This window comes from Ensifer sp. EB106-03-01-XG145, from assembly GCF_058792075.1.
In genome coordinates this window covers 181552-194645 of sequence record NZ_JBYTEC010000010.1, presented here as the reverse complement: position 1 = coordinate 194645, position 13094 = coordinate 181552, and the positions used below count along the sequence as shown (strand labels likewise).

Sequence of the window (13094 nt, the reverse complement as noted above, 5' to 3'; positions counted from 1 at the left end):
CTTTTTCATTGGAACTCGAAGATGCTGCGGAAGACGCCCGGCGCGATGATCGACAGGGGATTGACCGTCAACTTCGGCTGATTGAAGGGACCGTTGAGCTTGAAAGTGATGCCGAGCAGGCCGCGGTCGCGGCCATTGCCGAGCAGAACGCCGATCAGCGGCAGTTCGCCAAAGATACGGTTCAAGCCATAGGCCGGCATGAAGGTGCCGGTCATATCCATGATGCCGTTGTTATCGCGCACCGTCCCCTGGAAGGTCGCGCCGACGTCGGTGCCGCGCAACACGCCGCCATCGACGCGGATCGCGCCGCGGTCGAGCGCGAGCTGGGCGAAACCGCGCTCGAAGCGGGCCGAGCTCACGTCGATGTCGCGGCGGACGGCCTGGTTGAGGCTTCGCCCGTCGGCGCCTGTTGGCGTCGACACCATCGATTGCAGGCGTTGTTCGCCGACGAGCTGGAACTTGCGGATGTCGACGCTCCCGCGCCAGGAACGCCCGCCACGATCGCGCAGTTTGAGATTGAGCAGGCCGCCGCGCATGTTCTGGTAGATATCGGCAAAGCGTGCCAGCGCGCCGGCGTCGCCTGTGGTCAGCTCAAGCGTATTATCGGCGCCGGCCTTGGCAATCCGGGCGACAAGTGCCTGACCGCTGCCGGTGACAGCCGAAAGATTGACGTCCTCGATCTGGCTGCCGCGTTCGGCATAGACCAGGTTCACATTCGACAGGGATTCGCCGTTGAAGCCAGTGACGCGATCGAGCTGTGCCTTGATGGTGATGTCGTCGCCGCCGCCCTGGCTCTGGTCGCTTCCCGCCTTCATCTGCGCGAGGATCGGCCTGATGTCTGCAGCGGCGCCGCTGAGCGTGGCCGTATAGCCCCCCTTGCCGCGGTCGACCGAAACCTTGAAGTCGTCGCCCTGGGCCAGTCGGACGTTGTCGAGGCGGGCGGAGACCAGTCCGCCACCGTCCACCTGCAGATCACCCCGTGCACCGAAACCGTCTCCGGCGACGGCAAAATCGGAGATGACGACGGTGTCATTAGACTTGCTCGCCGTGAAACGCGCCTCCGCCGGAATGCCGGCTCCTTTGCTCCAGCCGATCCACGGCAAGGACAGAGCGGCCTTTGCGAGCCCGATCTTCGCCTCTACCCGATCCTGATCGCCAATCGTCACGTCGGCACTGATCGGTCCGGAGACGATCTTCGACAGGCCCGGCGCCAGCTTCTGCCAGACACCCTGGTCCAAGGTGCCTGAAATCTCACGCGAGCGCTTGACCTTCGAATCGCTATCGACCGGTTCCGTCAACGCAATGCTGACCTTGGCGCCCTCCAGTTGCGCGTCGGCATCGAGCACGGCCTGCTGATTGTCGACCCGGAACGTTCCGACGAGGTCGGATACCGGCCGGCCATAGAACGCCCTGTTGACGCTGACCTTGTCCAGTTGCATCTCCACCTGCCACAGCGGCTTGGGCGGGCGCTGGTCCGAGATCAGGCCGAAGCGCGCACCGACAAGCGCGGTGAGAGGACCGCTGAAGTCCTCCGGCAGCAGCGACGTCTTTTGCAGTGCCTGGATCGGTTTGTAGGTGACGAGTTCGGCAATCGCATCCGCAGCACCTCCAACCTCGATCTTCATCTCCGCCATCAGCGGCTTGGTGTAGACATCGGGGAGGATGAAGTCGCCGCCGTTGAGCGCCACGGACCGTCCCGACGGGAAATAGGCGGTGCCCTGCCCGATCTCAACCGTCATGCGCTGGCCGCTCAGCTTGAACTTGCCGGAGGTGTCGCGCAGCGGCGGTATCTCGCCGGTTATGTTGATGCGGGTGTCGTCGATGTCGAAGTTGATGTTGAGCTCCTGTTCGTTGAGCTTCAACTCCCCTTCGTTGTTGGCAATCCGGCCTTCGGCAACTGACACTTCGATGCGCGCATTGGTGACTATGCCGCCGAAGAGGTTGCCGATCGCCCAACGGCGAGCGCCCTTGGCGATCCACCACGGCCACAACTGCTTGACGGCCGTCGCCTCCATGCGGTCGCTGACGGCGGCAAAGCTGATCTGCGGCGAGGTCTTGCCGAAGGCGACCGAAAGCGAGCCATACATCGAGCCAAGCGGGCTCGACACGGCGAGCTGATCGAAGATCAACCGGTGGGTGTCTGCGGTGAACCGGCCGCTTGCCTTGGCATCGAAGGTCAGCGGCTGATCGGTGACGTCTTCCGGGGCCGAGCTTGCGTTCTTCAGGAGGAGATCGATCGCGAAGCCATTGTCCGTGGCGCCGGCAAGTTTGTCGAGGTCGATGACCGCGCCGGTGAACGGAAAGGTCGAGCGGCCGATCTTGACGACCGATGGCAGGATCTCGACCGCGGAGCGCCCGAAATCATAGGCGATGTCCATTTGCGACGGATTGAGCGTCGAGACGAGGCCGCCGGCATGGAAGGTGCCCTTGGAGGTGCGCACTGCCACGCGCAGATCCGGCTTCGCCTCCCCGACTGCCCGCGTCGCGTTCAACGTCAGCCCTGCCGTCGCGTCGATGCCAAAGGCCTGCTCCGCACCCGACTTGCCGTGGTAGAAGAACGGCGCGAGAGGCAGATTGGTGATCGCCGCATCAAAGCCGGTCACGTGCCCTCTCTGGCCAAGCGCGTCGGCGGTGATATCGACCTCGACACCATCGACGGTGGCGCTGCCCTTGACGCTCATCGAACCGCTGGCATCCCGGTTGAATTCGAGTGCGGAGGCGACGACCGGAACGACGCGGTTGCGGGCGCCGACGACGGAAAAACTGAAGTCGGAGAGTGTTACGGTCTGGCTGCCCCGCCCGGCCGCCATCTGCGACATGCGGTCGACATGGGAGAACAGGGCCTCGAGCGCATCGCCGACATCGGCGATACGGATCTTGGTGAGATCGAGCGGCTCGCCCCGAGGAAGGAGCCCGGTATCGAAATCGCCGCCTTCCGCTTCAAGGCTGGAGACGGCGATGCGGCCGGTCATCAGCGCCAATGGGTCGAGTGCGATCGAGATCGAGCGAAGCTTCGCGACGGGTTGGCCGGATGCCGCTTCGCTGAGCGCCACCTCGCGGGCCTTGAGCGCAATCGCGCCGCTTGCCGTCATGCGCACGACCGTGCTGCCGACGTCGGCGCGGTAGGCGTCTCCGAGCGCAGCATTGAGGGCCGTCCGGGCACGCGCGTTCAGCGTGCTGTCCATCATGCCGCTTTCGATCACGGTCACGAGGATCGCCCCTATGATGAGGGCGAGCAGGGATATGGACAGGGCAATCTTGGCACAGAGACGCAGCAGGGCGCGCTTGCGTGGTGCGTGCACGATCATGGGATCGTGAGCCTGCGCCGAAGGCAACGCATGCAGCGCGACGATGTCTTTCTTGCGAAAGCCGACTTTTTCGCCGCGGATCTCACTCATCAGCGCGGACGTCCTCCGTTCGATACGAGCTTTTTCGCCGCGCCTTCTTTTCAATCGTTGCGGACGGCTGGTTCTCGTTTCCTGTAGACCACATGTCGTCGTGCAGAGTCACCATGAGACGCGGGACCATGCTGTGGAAAGCCACCACCCTCAACGGGAATCGCGCGGGCGAGCGACTGCAACGTTTCGTAGCGGCTGACGCCGTCCGAAACCTGTCGAATCTAGCACAAATGCGCTGGACGGCAGTCGACGAATTTCGATATGCCCTACAGCGCGGCGTGCCTTAAGAGGCGCGCAGAAGTCGCTGTAGAACTTTGAGTTGCCGCAGATTTCGCATTGATCGGCAACGATCAAGGGCCACATGCAGTAGCGTCCGATTGTCTGCAAAACTTGGCAGAAGGAAGGTTTAATCATGGCAAGACCCGCTCCCGGAGATGTCGCTCCCGACTTCACGCTGCCGCGCGATGGCGGCGGCACGATCTCGCTTTCCGCCTTTCGCGGCCGCCCCGTCGTGCTGTTTTTCTATCCGAAGGACGATACGCAGGCCTGCACGCTGGAGGCGATCTCGTTCTCCGAACTTGCCGAAGAGTTTGCCGCAGCCGGCATAACGCTGATCGGCCTCTCCCCCGATTCGGTGAAAAAGCACGATCGCTTCGCCAAGAAGCACAACCTCACAGTGACGCTCGCTGCCGACGAGGAAAAGGCGGTGGTGACTGCCTACGGCGTCTGGGGTGAGAAAATGATGTACGGCCGCAAGTACATGGGCGTCGAACGCAGCACCTTCCTGATCGGCGCCGACGGCGTCGTCGTCAGGGTATGGGAAAAGGTGAAGGTCGACGGTCACGCCCAGGAGGTCCTGGCCGCCGCAAAGGCCCTCTGAGGAAACCCATGACCGAATTGCCCGTGTTTCACAGCCTGCGGGGCGGCGCAGTCGAAGCGATTCGCGCCGCCGACCTCGAGGTCAAGACGGCGCTTGCGCAAGAAACGGCACGGCGCTGGCAGCGCCGCACGCTGTCGCTGCGCTCGCCGCTCGACCGACCCGTTCCGGTTCGCCCCGGGCGGCCGGACAAGCCCGTACTGACACCGCCGACGCAGGTGAAGCGGCGGTCGCTCGGTTCCCTCAAGGGCCGCATCGCCTTGCTGCACTCGATCGCCCATATCGAGTTGAACGCCGTCGACCTGGCCCTCGATATCGTCGCCCGCTTTGCGACCGAGCCGGTGCCCAATTCCTTCTTTGACGGCTGGATGCGCGTCGCCTTCGAGGAGGCCAAGCACTTCCGGCTGGTCCGGCAGCGGCTGAACGATCTCGGTGCAGACTATGGCGACATGCCTGCCCATGACGGGCTCTGGCAAGCGGCGCACGATACCCGCAACGACCTGACGGCCCGCCTTGCCGTGGTGCCGCTCATTCTCGAAGCGCGCGGTCTCGATGTGACGCCGGCCCTTCAGGCCAAGATGCGCGAAACCGGCGACGTCGAGAGCGCCGCCGTTCTGGATGTGATCTACGAAGACGAGAAAGGCCATGTTGCCGTCGGTGCCAAATGGTTCCGTTTCCTCTGCGCCCGCGAGAAGAAGGATCCCGCGGTGACCTTCCAGGCGCTGGTGCGCGCCAATTTTCGCGGACCATTGAAGGCACCGTTCAACGACATTGCCCGCGCCGAGGCAGGCCTGACGCCGTCCTTTTATCGCTCGATGACCGCCTCGACCAACCGATAGCCGCATCACGCAACCGCAATCATCCTTACCAATTGTTAACCCTAACGAAGTGTAATGATCCGCAGGTGATGCGAGGCAACGCGCACATGGCGGGAGAGAACGGGTGTCTGGACGTTCGGCAAATCGTGCCTTCGGAAAACGTAAGGAAAATCACGTTCTGATACTGGCAAGTGGCGACAAGGTTCGCCACATGACGGTTCGTCCCTGGATGGCGGCAATCGCCGTATCCTTCGCCGGCGTCTGCAGCATCGGCTATCTCGCGGCCACATCCTATCTGGTCCTGCGCGACGATCTCATCGGCGGCACGATCGCCCGCCAGGCGCGAATGCAGCACGAATACGAGGATCGAATCACGGCGTTGAGAGCGCAGGTCGATCGCGTCACCAGCCGGCAACTGCTCGACCAGCAGGTGGTCGAAGAAAAGGTCGAGAAGCTGCTGCGCCAGCAGATGGCGCTGACCTCGCGCAACGGAAAGCTCGGCGCCCTGGTCGAAAGGGCCGAAAGTTCCGGCCTGACGACGGAAAGCAACGGGACCCCGGAGATTGAACCCCTCGCCTTTGAGAAACGGGCCGACGCCAGCAGCGGCGGCGTAAAGGCGATCGAGAAATTGATGGGCCTGAGCGGCGCGTCGGTCACCGGTGCAATTCGTCCCGCTCCCCTCGCCTATGCCGCACCCGATGCGGCCGAATCGACCTCGGACCGTGCCGACCGGATATTCTCCAAAGTGACGCTGTCGCTGAAGGACGTCGAACTCGAACAAATGGCGCGACTGAAGCAACTGACGGATGGTGCTGCAAAGACGTCGGGTGCGATTCGCTCGATCGTCGGTCGGACCGGTGTCGACCTGCCGGTCGGCGATGTCGCAGCAATGGTCCCCGTCGCGACGTCTGACTCTGTCGATAGCGCCATTGGCGGCCCGTTCGTCGAACCGGCGAATGATGACGAGTTCGGCCAGTCGCTGGCGGCTCTCGATACGGCTCTTCTGGAACTGGAACGGACGCGGGCGCAGGTCCGCGCGCTGCCGTTCGGCAACCCGTCTCCGGCGAGCGACATCACCAGCGACTTCGGCAACCGTCTTGATCCGTTCCTCGGTCGCCTGGCGCTCCATGCCGGCATCGACTTCCGCGCGACGGTCGGCACGCGCATTCGCGCGGCCGCGCCCGGCACCGTGACGAATGCCGGCCTGACCGGCGGCTACGGGAACATGGTCGAAATCGACCACGGAAACGGCGTGTCGAGCCGATACGCCCACCTTTCCGCCGTTCTGGTGAAGGTTGGCGACCAGGTGACGGAAGGTGAAGTCATTGCCAAGTCCGGCAATACGGGTCGTTCCACCGGTCCGCACCTTCATTATGAAATCCGCCTGAATGGCGAGGCGGTGGATCCCATGCGCTTTCTCGATGCCAGCCGGAAGCTCGCCTCCTACATGAACTGACGGGTCGTTTGGCTGTCTCCAGGTCTTGCGCGGCTTGACAAGAAATGCGACAGATTCGCCACTATTTACCTTTTGCTGCTTCAACGTGCTGGATTTCTTGACTTTCAGCGACGTTCAGCTTATGAGCGCGGCCACGTCTCGTGCGTTTTCCATCGATCGATCAGTGTTCTATTGAACCGGAACGGAAACAGATTTCCCTTTGACCAATTTTGCTGACCTTGGCCTGAGCCAAAAAGTTCTCTCCGCTGTCACCGATGCGGGCTACACAATCCCGACCCCGATCCAGGCTGGCGCCATTCCGCCGGCCCTGCAGCGTCGTGACATTCTGGGCATCGCCCAGACGGGAACGGGTAAGACCGCTTCGTTCGTGCTGCCGATGTTGACGCTGCTGGAAAAGGGCCGCGCCCGCGCCCGCATGCCGCGCACGCTCATCCTGGAGCCGACGCGCGAACTCGCCGCCCAGGTCGCGGAGAACTTCGACAAGTACGGCAAGAACCACAAGCTCAACATCGCGCTTCTGATCGGCGGCGTTTCGTTCGATGAGCAGGATCGCAAGCTCGAGCGCGGCGCAGACGTTCTGATCTGCACGCCCGGCCGCCTGCTTGATCACTTCGAGCGCGGCAAGCTGCTGATGACCGGCGTCGAGATCCTGGTCATCGACGAAGCCGACCGCATGCTCGACATGGGCTTCATTCCCGACATCGAACGCATCGCCAAGATGATCCCGTTCACGCGTCAGACTCTGTTCTTCTCGGCGACCATGCCGCCGGAAATCCAGAAGCTCGCCGATCGCTTCCTGCAGAACCCGGAGCGCGTCGAAGTCGCCCGCCCGGCCTCCACGGCACAGACGGTGACACAGCGCTTCGTCGCGGCGCACGCCAAGGATTACGAAAAGCGCGCGGTGCTGCGCGATCTGATTCGCGCCCAAGACGATCTGAAGAACGCCATCATCTTCTGCAACCGCAAGAAGGATGTCGCCGACCTCTTTCGGTCGCTCGAGCGTCATGGCTTCTCGGTCGGCGCCCTGCATGGTGACATGGACCAGCGCTCGCGCATGGCCATGCTTGCCGGCTTCAAGGACAACAATATCACGCTGCTCGTTGCATCCGATGTTGCTGCCCGCGGCCTCGACATCCCCGATGTCAGCCATGTCTTCAATTTCGACGTTCCGATCCATGCGGAAGACTATGTTCACCGGATCGGCCGCACCGGCCGTGCCGGTCGCTCTGGCGCCTCCTTCACGCTTGTGACCAAGCGCGACACGAAGTTCTCCGATGCGATCGAGAAGCTGATCGGCCAGAAGGTCGAATGGCTGAACGGCGACCTTTCCAATTTGCCCGAGCCGATGGAAAGCCACGACAGCGGTCGCCGCGATCGCGGTCGCGATCGCGATGGTCGCAAGGACCGGAAAAAAGATGGGGATCGCGGCCCGAGGGCTCGCGCCGATCATAAATCCGATACCGTGCGTGTCGATAGTGAGGCCGAAGTTGCAACAGTCGTGGAAAGGGCGGAATCGGTGAAACCGGCACGCAGCGCAGAAAACAAGCAGGGACAGAACAACCGCGCCGATCGTCCGGTGCGCGCATCGAACCCGGCCAACGATGACAATCGCGATCGCCGCAACCGTCACCGCCGCGACTATGATGACGGCCCGACGCCCGTTGGCTTCGGCGACGAAATCCCCGCTTTCATGCTGATTGCCGGCAAGGCCTGATTAAACCTATGGGCCTGCCGGGCATCGATTTTCCGGGTCTCGGCTGCGGACTTGCAATCGTGCGCGACGGCAAGATCCTGCTCTACAAGCGCGTTAACGCGCCTGAAGCCGAGCACTGGAACATCGTCGGCGGCAAGGTCGATCATATGGAACGCTCGGAAGCCGCAGCGCGGCGCGAGGCCGAAGAGGAAAGCGGCCTCCAGATCCGTTCGAGCGAGTTCCTCTGCCTCAGCGAACAGGTGATCGAGGCTGACCGCCAGCACTGGATCTCGATGATCTATGTGACCCGGGACTTTATCGGTGAGCCTGAACTCACCGAGCCGGACAAGCTTTCCGCTCTCGGCTGGTTCGATCTCGATGCCCTGCCCCAGCCGCTGTCACGTTTTACGGCCGACGCAGTCGATGCGTTGCGCAGGCTGGAGCACAAGAGCGCCGTGCGTTCAAGCGAAGGCACAAAGGACGCTCTAGCACTTTGATTATAGAGCATCTTTCCGCCTCCAGTGATTCCACTTGAGAGCGGGATCCTCTAGCGGCGCAGTCGTCGCGGATTGCCTCCGCCGGCGGGTTTATCCTCTATTTTCTCGATCGTAACGCTGCTTCATAGGCAAGCCGCACCCAGCGCGCCATCTCGTCGGGGTCGTCAAAGGCGTCGTCCGGTATGCTCCAATAGGGCATCTTCACCGGCTTGCCCTTGCCATCATAGGCCCATTGCCGGGAGCCGGCCGCCTCGAAGGTCGGCGCCGTCTGCTCGTCCCCCTTCAGGAGGATTTCTCCGTCCACCTCGAGTGCGAAGATGATGCCCTGGCAATAGATCCCCTTGCCGCCGAACATCCGCTTGATGGTCACCGGCCCCAGCGTCTCGAACATCTCCTCGATGGCAGCATTGTCCACGCGTTCATTCCTCCAGGATACCGCCGGCAGCCACAATCTGCTCCGGCGTGTCGAGATCAAGCCGCGCCGCCGAACCAAGCTCGACATCGATGACCGGCAGTCCGCACTTCTCGATGATGTGCCTTGCGCCAACGTCTCCAACCAAAAGACGGACAGCGGAAAAGGTTTGCCGCGGCAGGATGACCGGATTGCCGCGTTGCCCATCGGCGGTTGCCCGAATGACGGCGCGGCCGCCTTCGGCCGCAAAACGATCGAGCAACCTGCGCAGATCGCCGCTGCTGACGCCCGGCATGTCGGCGAGCATGACCAACATGCCCGCGGATCGCTCGTTGATGGCCGAAAGTCCAATCGTCAGAGATGAGGCCATTCCGGACATGTAGTCTGGATTCGAGACGAGCTTCGCGGGCAGACCCTCCAACGCAGCGCGGATATCGGTCTCGCGGTGGCCGGTGACCACGACAACCCCGCCGGGGGCCGCAGCAATCGCTGCCTCGACGCTGCGGCGAACCAGCGGCACGCCGTCAAAGGTCGCCAGCAGCTTGTGCCCGCCGTCCGGTCCCATCCGGCTGGCGCGGCCGGCGGCCAGAACGACGATCTCGACCGGTCCTAACGGCAACGCCGTTGCTTTTTCACGCGGCTGCGGCCGGGTCGGGATTTCGCCGAGCAAACCACCGACGCCAAGGCCGGTTATGTCGTCGAAGCTCGGCCACTCGCCGGCGAGGATACGGTCGAGGATCCAGTCGAATCCGTTCTCGCGCGGGCTGCGGGCGCATCCGGGAGCCCCGATCACGGGGATCTCGCCGACACGGCCAAGAACGAGAAGATTGCCGGGATCGACGGGCATGCCGACATGATCGACGACGCCGCCTGCCCGACGAACCGCCGCGGGAATCACATCATCCGGATCGGCGACAGCGGAAGCACCGAAGACCACCAGCAGGTCATGGTCGGCCTGGAGTTCGTCGATTGCCGCGGCGACCGCGCCTTCCGTGTGTGCGACGCGTCGCTCGGTCACAAGCTCGCTTCCCGATTGCCGCAGGCGAGCCGCCAGGATGGTTTTCGTCTTGTCCATGACCTGGGGTTTCAGTGTCGGCAACTGAGTTGCTATTAGCGCTGCGCGTCGCGCGGAAAAGGGTTTTACTTCGAAGGCGGCATGGCTCCGGAGCAGCTTCTGTGCTTCCTCGACGAGTTGGCCGGCCACGGCGAGTGGAATGATCTTGATCGTCGCGACCATGTCGCCGGCCTGCACAGGCACATGGTCGGCAAGGCAGGCGAGCGTGATGGCGGGATCGATGCGGTTCAATCGGTTGACGGTGTCGCGCTTCGCGACGAAGAGGCCGGCAACCCGAGAGTAGACGTTCACACGCCCGGTTGCCGCCTGAGAGAAGCGCAGGTGGTCGGGTGCAATTGCCGCCGCAATGCGCGTTGCGGCCTCGTCTTCCATGAGATCGCCGGGGTCAAGGCGCGCAACAACCACCTCCAGCGTGCCGCAGGCGATCAAGGCGGCGATATCGGCGGGCGAAAGCCGGTGACCCTTCGGCAGCCGGATCTCATCCGTCTTGACCGCATGCGCCAGCATGGCGCCCTCCGCTTCGCTGGTCTTGACCGGCCCGAACCTCACGCAATCACTCCTTTGACATGGCTGGTATCGCGGCGCCGTAGCGCCTCGATGATTTCGGCCAGGATGGCGACGGCGATCTCGGCCGGGCTCGCCGCACCGATATCGAGGCCGATCGGTGCGCGGATGCGGGCTATGTCAACATCGGAAACACCGGCCTGTCGCAACCGTTCGACCCGTGTCGCATGGGTTTTCCGGCTGCCGAGCGCGCCGACGTAGAAACAGCCGGCTGCAAGGGCGACCCGGATTGGTTCGTCGTCGATTTTCGGATCATGGGTGACGGCCAGCACGGCGGTGAAGCGGTCGAGCGGCCTCTGTTTCAGGGCATCCTCGGGCCATTCGGCGATGAGCTCGACGCCTGCGAAACGTTCCGGCGTTGCGAAGGCAGTACGCGGATCGATGATCGTCATGTCGAAACCGGCAACGGGCGCCAGCTGGGCCAAGGCCTGTGAAATATGCACGGCGCCGATGACGAGAATGCGTGGCGGCGGCAAGTAGACATTGAGGAAGAAAGAGCCCTGCTCCGTCTCCACGATCCCGGCCTTGCCGGATTGCAGGGCGCGCGCGACCGGGCCGCGCCAGACATCCGGACAATCATCGCCCTCGAGATAGACCTGGCTGCTGCTGCCGGCTAGAGCGCTGACAGTGACAACCGCCCGACGCGCCGAACGCGCCGCATTGAGTGCTTCAAGAATCCTCCGTTCCATCGCTAGCCTTCGACCCGTTCAACAAGGACCCGGATCCTGCCGCCGCAGGAAAGTCCCACGCGCCAGGCGGTTTCGTCCGCAACGCCGAAATCGAGGATCCTTGGCGCGCCCGAAGCGATGACATCTGCCGCTTCGGTGATGACGGCGCCTTCGACGCAGCCGCCGGAAACCGAGCCCTGAAAATTGCCGTCGCCGTCGATCACCAGATGGCTGCCGACGGGGCGCGGCGCCGAGCCCCAGGTTTCGATCACGGTGGCAATCGCCACCTTACGCCCTTCCTTCATCCAGGCTTGGGCGATGTCGAGCGGATCCAGAACATTTGCAGCTTCCAGCATGTTGCCACCCTCCCGCCGGACAGATCAAGATCTGAGGAACCGCCGCGGGTTAGCCTGCCGGGAACCCTGCCCGGAAAGCGCCTTCACCAGTTCCCCAATCGATTCAAGATTGTGCACCGCCCGGAATTCGTCAACATGCGGCAGCATCGCTCTGACGCCGCGCGCACGCGCCTCGAAGCCGTCGAAGCGCAGCAGCGGGTTGAGCCAGATCAGCCGGCGGCAGGACCGGTGCAGTCGATCGATTTCGATTTCAAGATCGCCCACATCGTCACGCTCCAGGCCATCGGTGATCATCAGCACGATGGCGCCTTGTCCGAGCACGCGCCGCGACCAGCGTCTGTTGAATTCATGCAGCGTTTCGCCAATGCGCGTACCGCCGGACCAGTCCTTCACCGCAGCCACGCAGTCGTCGATCGCGGCATCCGGATCGCGATTGCGCAACTGGCGGGAGACATTGGTCAGCCGTGTGCCGAACAGGAAGGTGTGCACGCGCCGCCGCTCCTCGGTCAACGCATGCAGGAAATGCAGAAAGATGCGGGTGTACTGGCTCATCGAGCCCGAGATGTCGGCAAGCACGACGAGCGGCGGATGCACCACACGCCGCTCCCGGAACCGCGGCAGGATCAGTTCCCCGCCGAAACGCATCGCGTCACGCATGGTGGCGCGCGGGTCGATGCGGATCTGCCTCTTCGATGGGCGGAAGCGACGGGTTACGACACGGTCCATCGGCAGCGTCAGCGCGGCAAGGGCGCGTTTCGCCTCGGCAAGTTCGGCAGCACTCATCTGCGCGAAATCGGCCCGACGCAGGAGCTCGCGGCCCGAAACCGTGAAGCGCGCATCGATATCGATCTCGGGTTCCTCACGTGGCGGTCGATCCGCTTCGTGCCCGGAAAGCAACGCATCGCTGACGCGTGTCTCGCCGGCACGCCGCTGGTGCCGCTCGCTTTCGCGCTCCGGCGCCAGCGGCGACATCATCGCGATCATCTTCTCGACGAGGCCGCGCGAGCGCCAGAACAGCCGAAAGGCTTCGTCGAACACCGGCTGGTCCTCGTGGCGCTTCACGAAGACGCATTGCAGTGCGGCGTAAAACGCATCCCGGCCGCCGATTCCGATCAGTGCCACCGCATCGATGGCATCGGCGATGGCACCGGGCCCGATCTTGATGCCGGCGCGACGCAGGGCGCGTGCGAAGAAGACGATGTTGTCGGCAAGCCGGCCGTCGCTTTCCCCTGGCGGCGGGACAATGGCACCATCCCTGTGCTGCTCCCGCTCCTCCATGG

General features: G+C 63.4%; 11 protein-coding genes. 5 read left to right on the top strand and 6 right to left on the bottom strand.

Annotated features, from left to right (window positions below; all coding sequences use genetic code 11):
- Positions 1-5 precede the first annotated feature (5 nt).
- Positions 6-3398, bottom strand: coding sequence for a YhdP family protein (locus tag AC3WWH_RS22825; RefSeq protein ID WP_058324146.1), 3393 nt, complete (start codon positions 3396-3398; stop codon positions 6-8).
- A gap of 412 nt (positions 3399-3810) precedes the next feature.
- Between AC3WWH_RS22825 and AC3WWH_RS22820 the strand changes: the two genes are divergently transcribed.
- The 5 genes from AC3WWH_RS22820 (at position 3811) to AC3WWH_RS22800 (ending at position 8739) form a co-directional block, all read left to right on the top strand.
- Positions 3811-4278, top strand: coding sequence for a peroxiredoxin (locus AC3WWH_RS22820; RefSeq protein ID WP_058324145.1), 468 nt, complete (start codon positions 3811-3813; stop codon positions 4276-4278).
- Positions 4279-4286: 8 nt separating this feature from the next.
- Positions 4287-5114, top strand: coding sequence for a ferritin-like domain-containing protein (locus tag AC3WWH_RS22815; RefSeq protein ID WP_058324144.1), 828 nt, complete (start codon positions 4287-4289; stop codon positions 5112-5114).
- Between the two features lie 103 nt (positions 5115-5217).
- Positions 5218-6549, top strand: coding sequence for a M23 family metallopeptidase (locus AC3WWH_RS22810; protein ID WP_058324143.1), 1332 nt, complete (start codon positions 5218-5220; stop codon positions 6547-6549).
- A 199-nt stretch (positions 6550-6748) separates the two neighbouring features.
- On the top strand, positions 6749-8263 hold the full coding sequence (locus AC3WWH_RS22805; protein WP_058324142.1) for a DEAD/DEAH box helicase: 1515 nt from the start codon (positions 6749-6751) through the stop codon (positions 8261-8263).
- A gap of 8 nt (positions 8264-8271) precedes the next feature.
- The gene (locus tag AC3WWH_RS22800) at positions 8272-8739 is read left to right on the top strand and encodes an NUDIX domain-containing protein (RefSeq protein WP_058324141.1); all 468 of its coding nucleotides are present in this window, start codon (positions 8272-8274) and stop codon (positions 8737-8739) included.
- Between the two features lie 97 nt (positions 8740-8836).
- Here AC3WWH_RS22800 and AC3WWH_RS22795 read toward each other — a convergent pair whose 3' ends face one another.
- Genes AC3WWH_RS22795 through AC3WWH_RS22775 form a run of 5 tightly spaced genes read right to left on the bottom strand, consistent with a single transcriptional unit; the run spans position 8837 to position 13092 of the window.
- A complete protein-coding gene (locus AC3WWH_RS22795) occupies positions 8837-9154 on the bottom strand; it encodes a TfoX/Sxy family protein (RefSeq protein WP_058324140.1) in 318 nt (105 codons plus the stop codon).
- 4 nt (positions 9155-9158) lie between these two features.
- A complete protein-coding gene (locus AC3WWH_RS22790) occupies positions 9159-10775 on the bottom strand; it encodes an NTP transferase domain-containing protein (RefSeq protein ID WP_058324139.1) in 1617 nt (538 codons plus the stop codon).
- A complete protein-coding gene (locus tag AC3WWH_RS22785; protein WP_058324138.1) occupies positions 10772-11479 on the bottom strand; it encodes an XdhC family protein in 708 nt (235 codons plus the stop codon). The genes AC3WWH_RS22790 and AC3WWH_RS22785 overlap by 4 nt, the downstream gene beginning before the upstream one ends.
- A gap of 2 nt (positions 11480-11481) precedes the next feature.
- A complete protein-coding gene (locus AC3WWH_RS22780; RefSeq protein ID WP_058324137.1) occupies positions 11482-11814 on the bottom strand; it encodes an XdhC family protein in 333 nt (110 codons plus the stop codon).
- Positions 11815-11838: 24 nt separating this feature from the next.
- The gene (locus AC3WWH_RS22775) at positions 11839-13092 is read right to left on the bottom strand and encodes a vWA domain-containing protein (RefSeq protein WP_058324136.1); all 1254 of its coding nucleotides are present in this window, start codon (positions 13090-13092) and stop codon (positions 11839-11841) included.
- Positions 13093-13094: the final 2 nt, after the last annotated feature.

What these genes read in the sequence shown, in the direction of transcription:
- AC3WWH_RS22780 (WP_058324137.1), bottom strand. Translation starts at nt 11,814, where the DNA reads ATGCTGGAAGCTGCAAATGTTCTGGATCCGCTCGACATCGCCCAAGCC.
- AC3WWH_RS22820 (WP_058324145.1), top strand. Translation starts at nt 3,811, where the DNA reads ATGGCAAGACCCGCTCCCGGAGATGTCGCTCCCGACTTCACGCTGCCG.
- AC3WWH_RS22785 (WP_058324138.1), bottom strand. Translation starts at nt 11,479, where the DNA reads ATGGAACGGAGGATTCTTGAAGCACTCAATGCGGCGCGTTCGGCGCGT.
- AC3WWH_RS22825 (WP_058324146.1), bottom strand. Translation starts at nt 3,398, where the DNA reads ATGAGTGAGATCCGCGGCGAAAAAGTCGGCTTTCGCAAGAAAGACATC.
- AC3WWH_RS22815 (WP_058324144.1), top strand. Translation starts at nt 4,287, where the DNA reads ATGACCGAATTGCCCGTGTTTCACAGCCTGCGGGGCGGCGCAGTCGAA.
- AC3WWH_RS22800 (WP_058324141.1), top strand. Translation starts at nt 8,272, where the DNA reads ATGGGCCTGCCGGGCATCGATTTTCCGGGTCTCGGCTGCGGACTTGCA.
- AC3WWH_RS22775 (WP_058324136.1), bottom strand. Translation starts at nt 13,092, where the DNA reads ATGGAGGAGCGGGAGCAGCACAGGGATGGTGCCATTGTCCCGCCGCCA.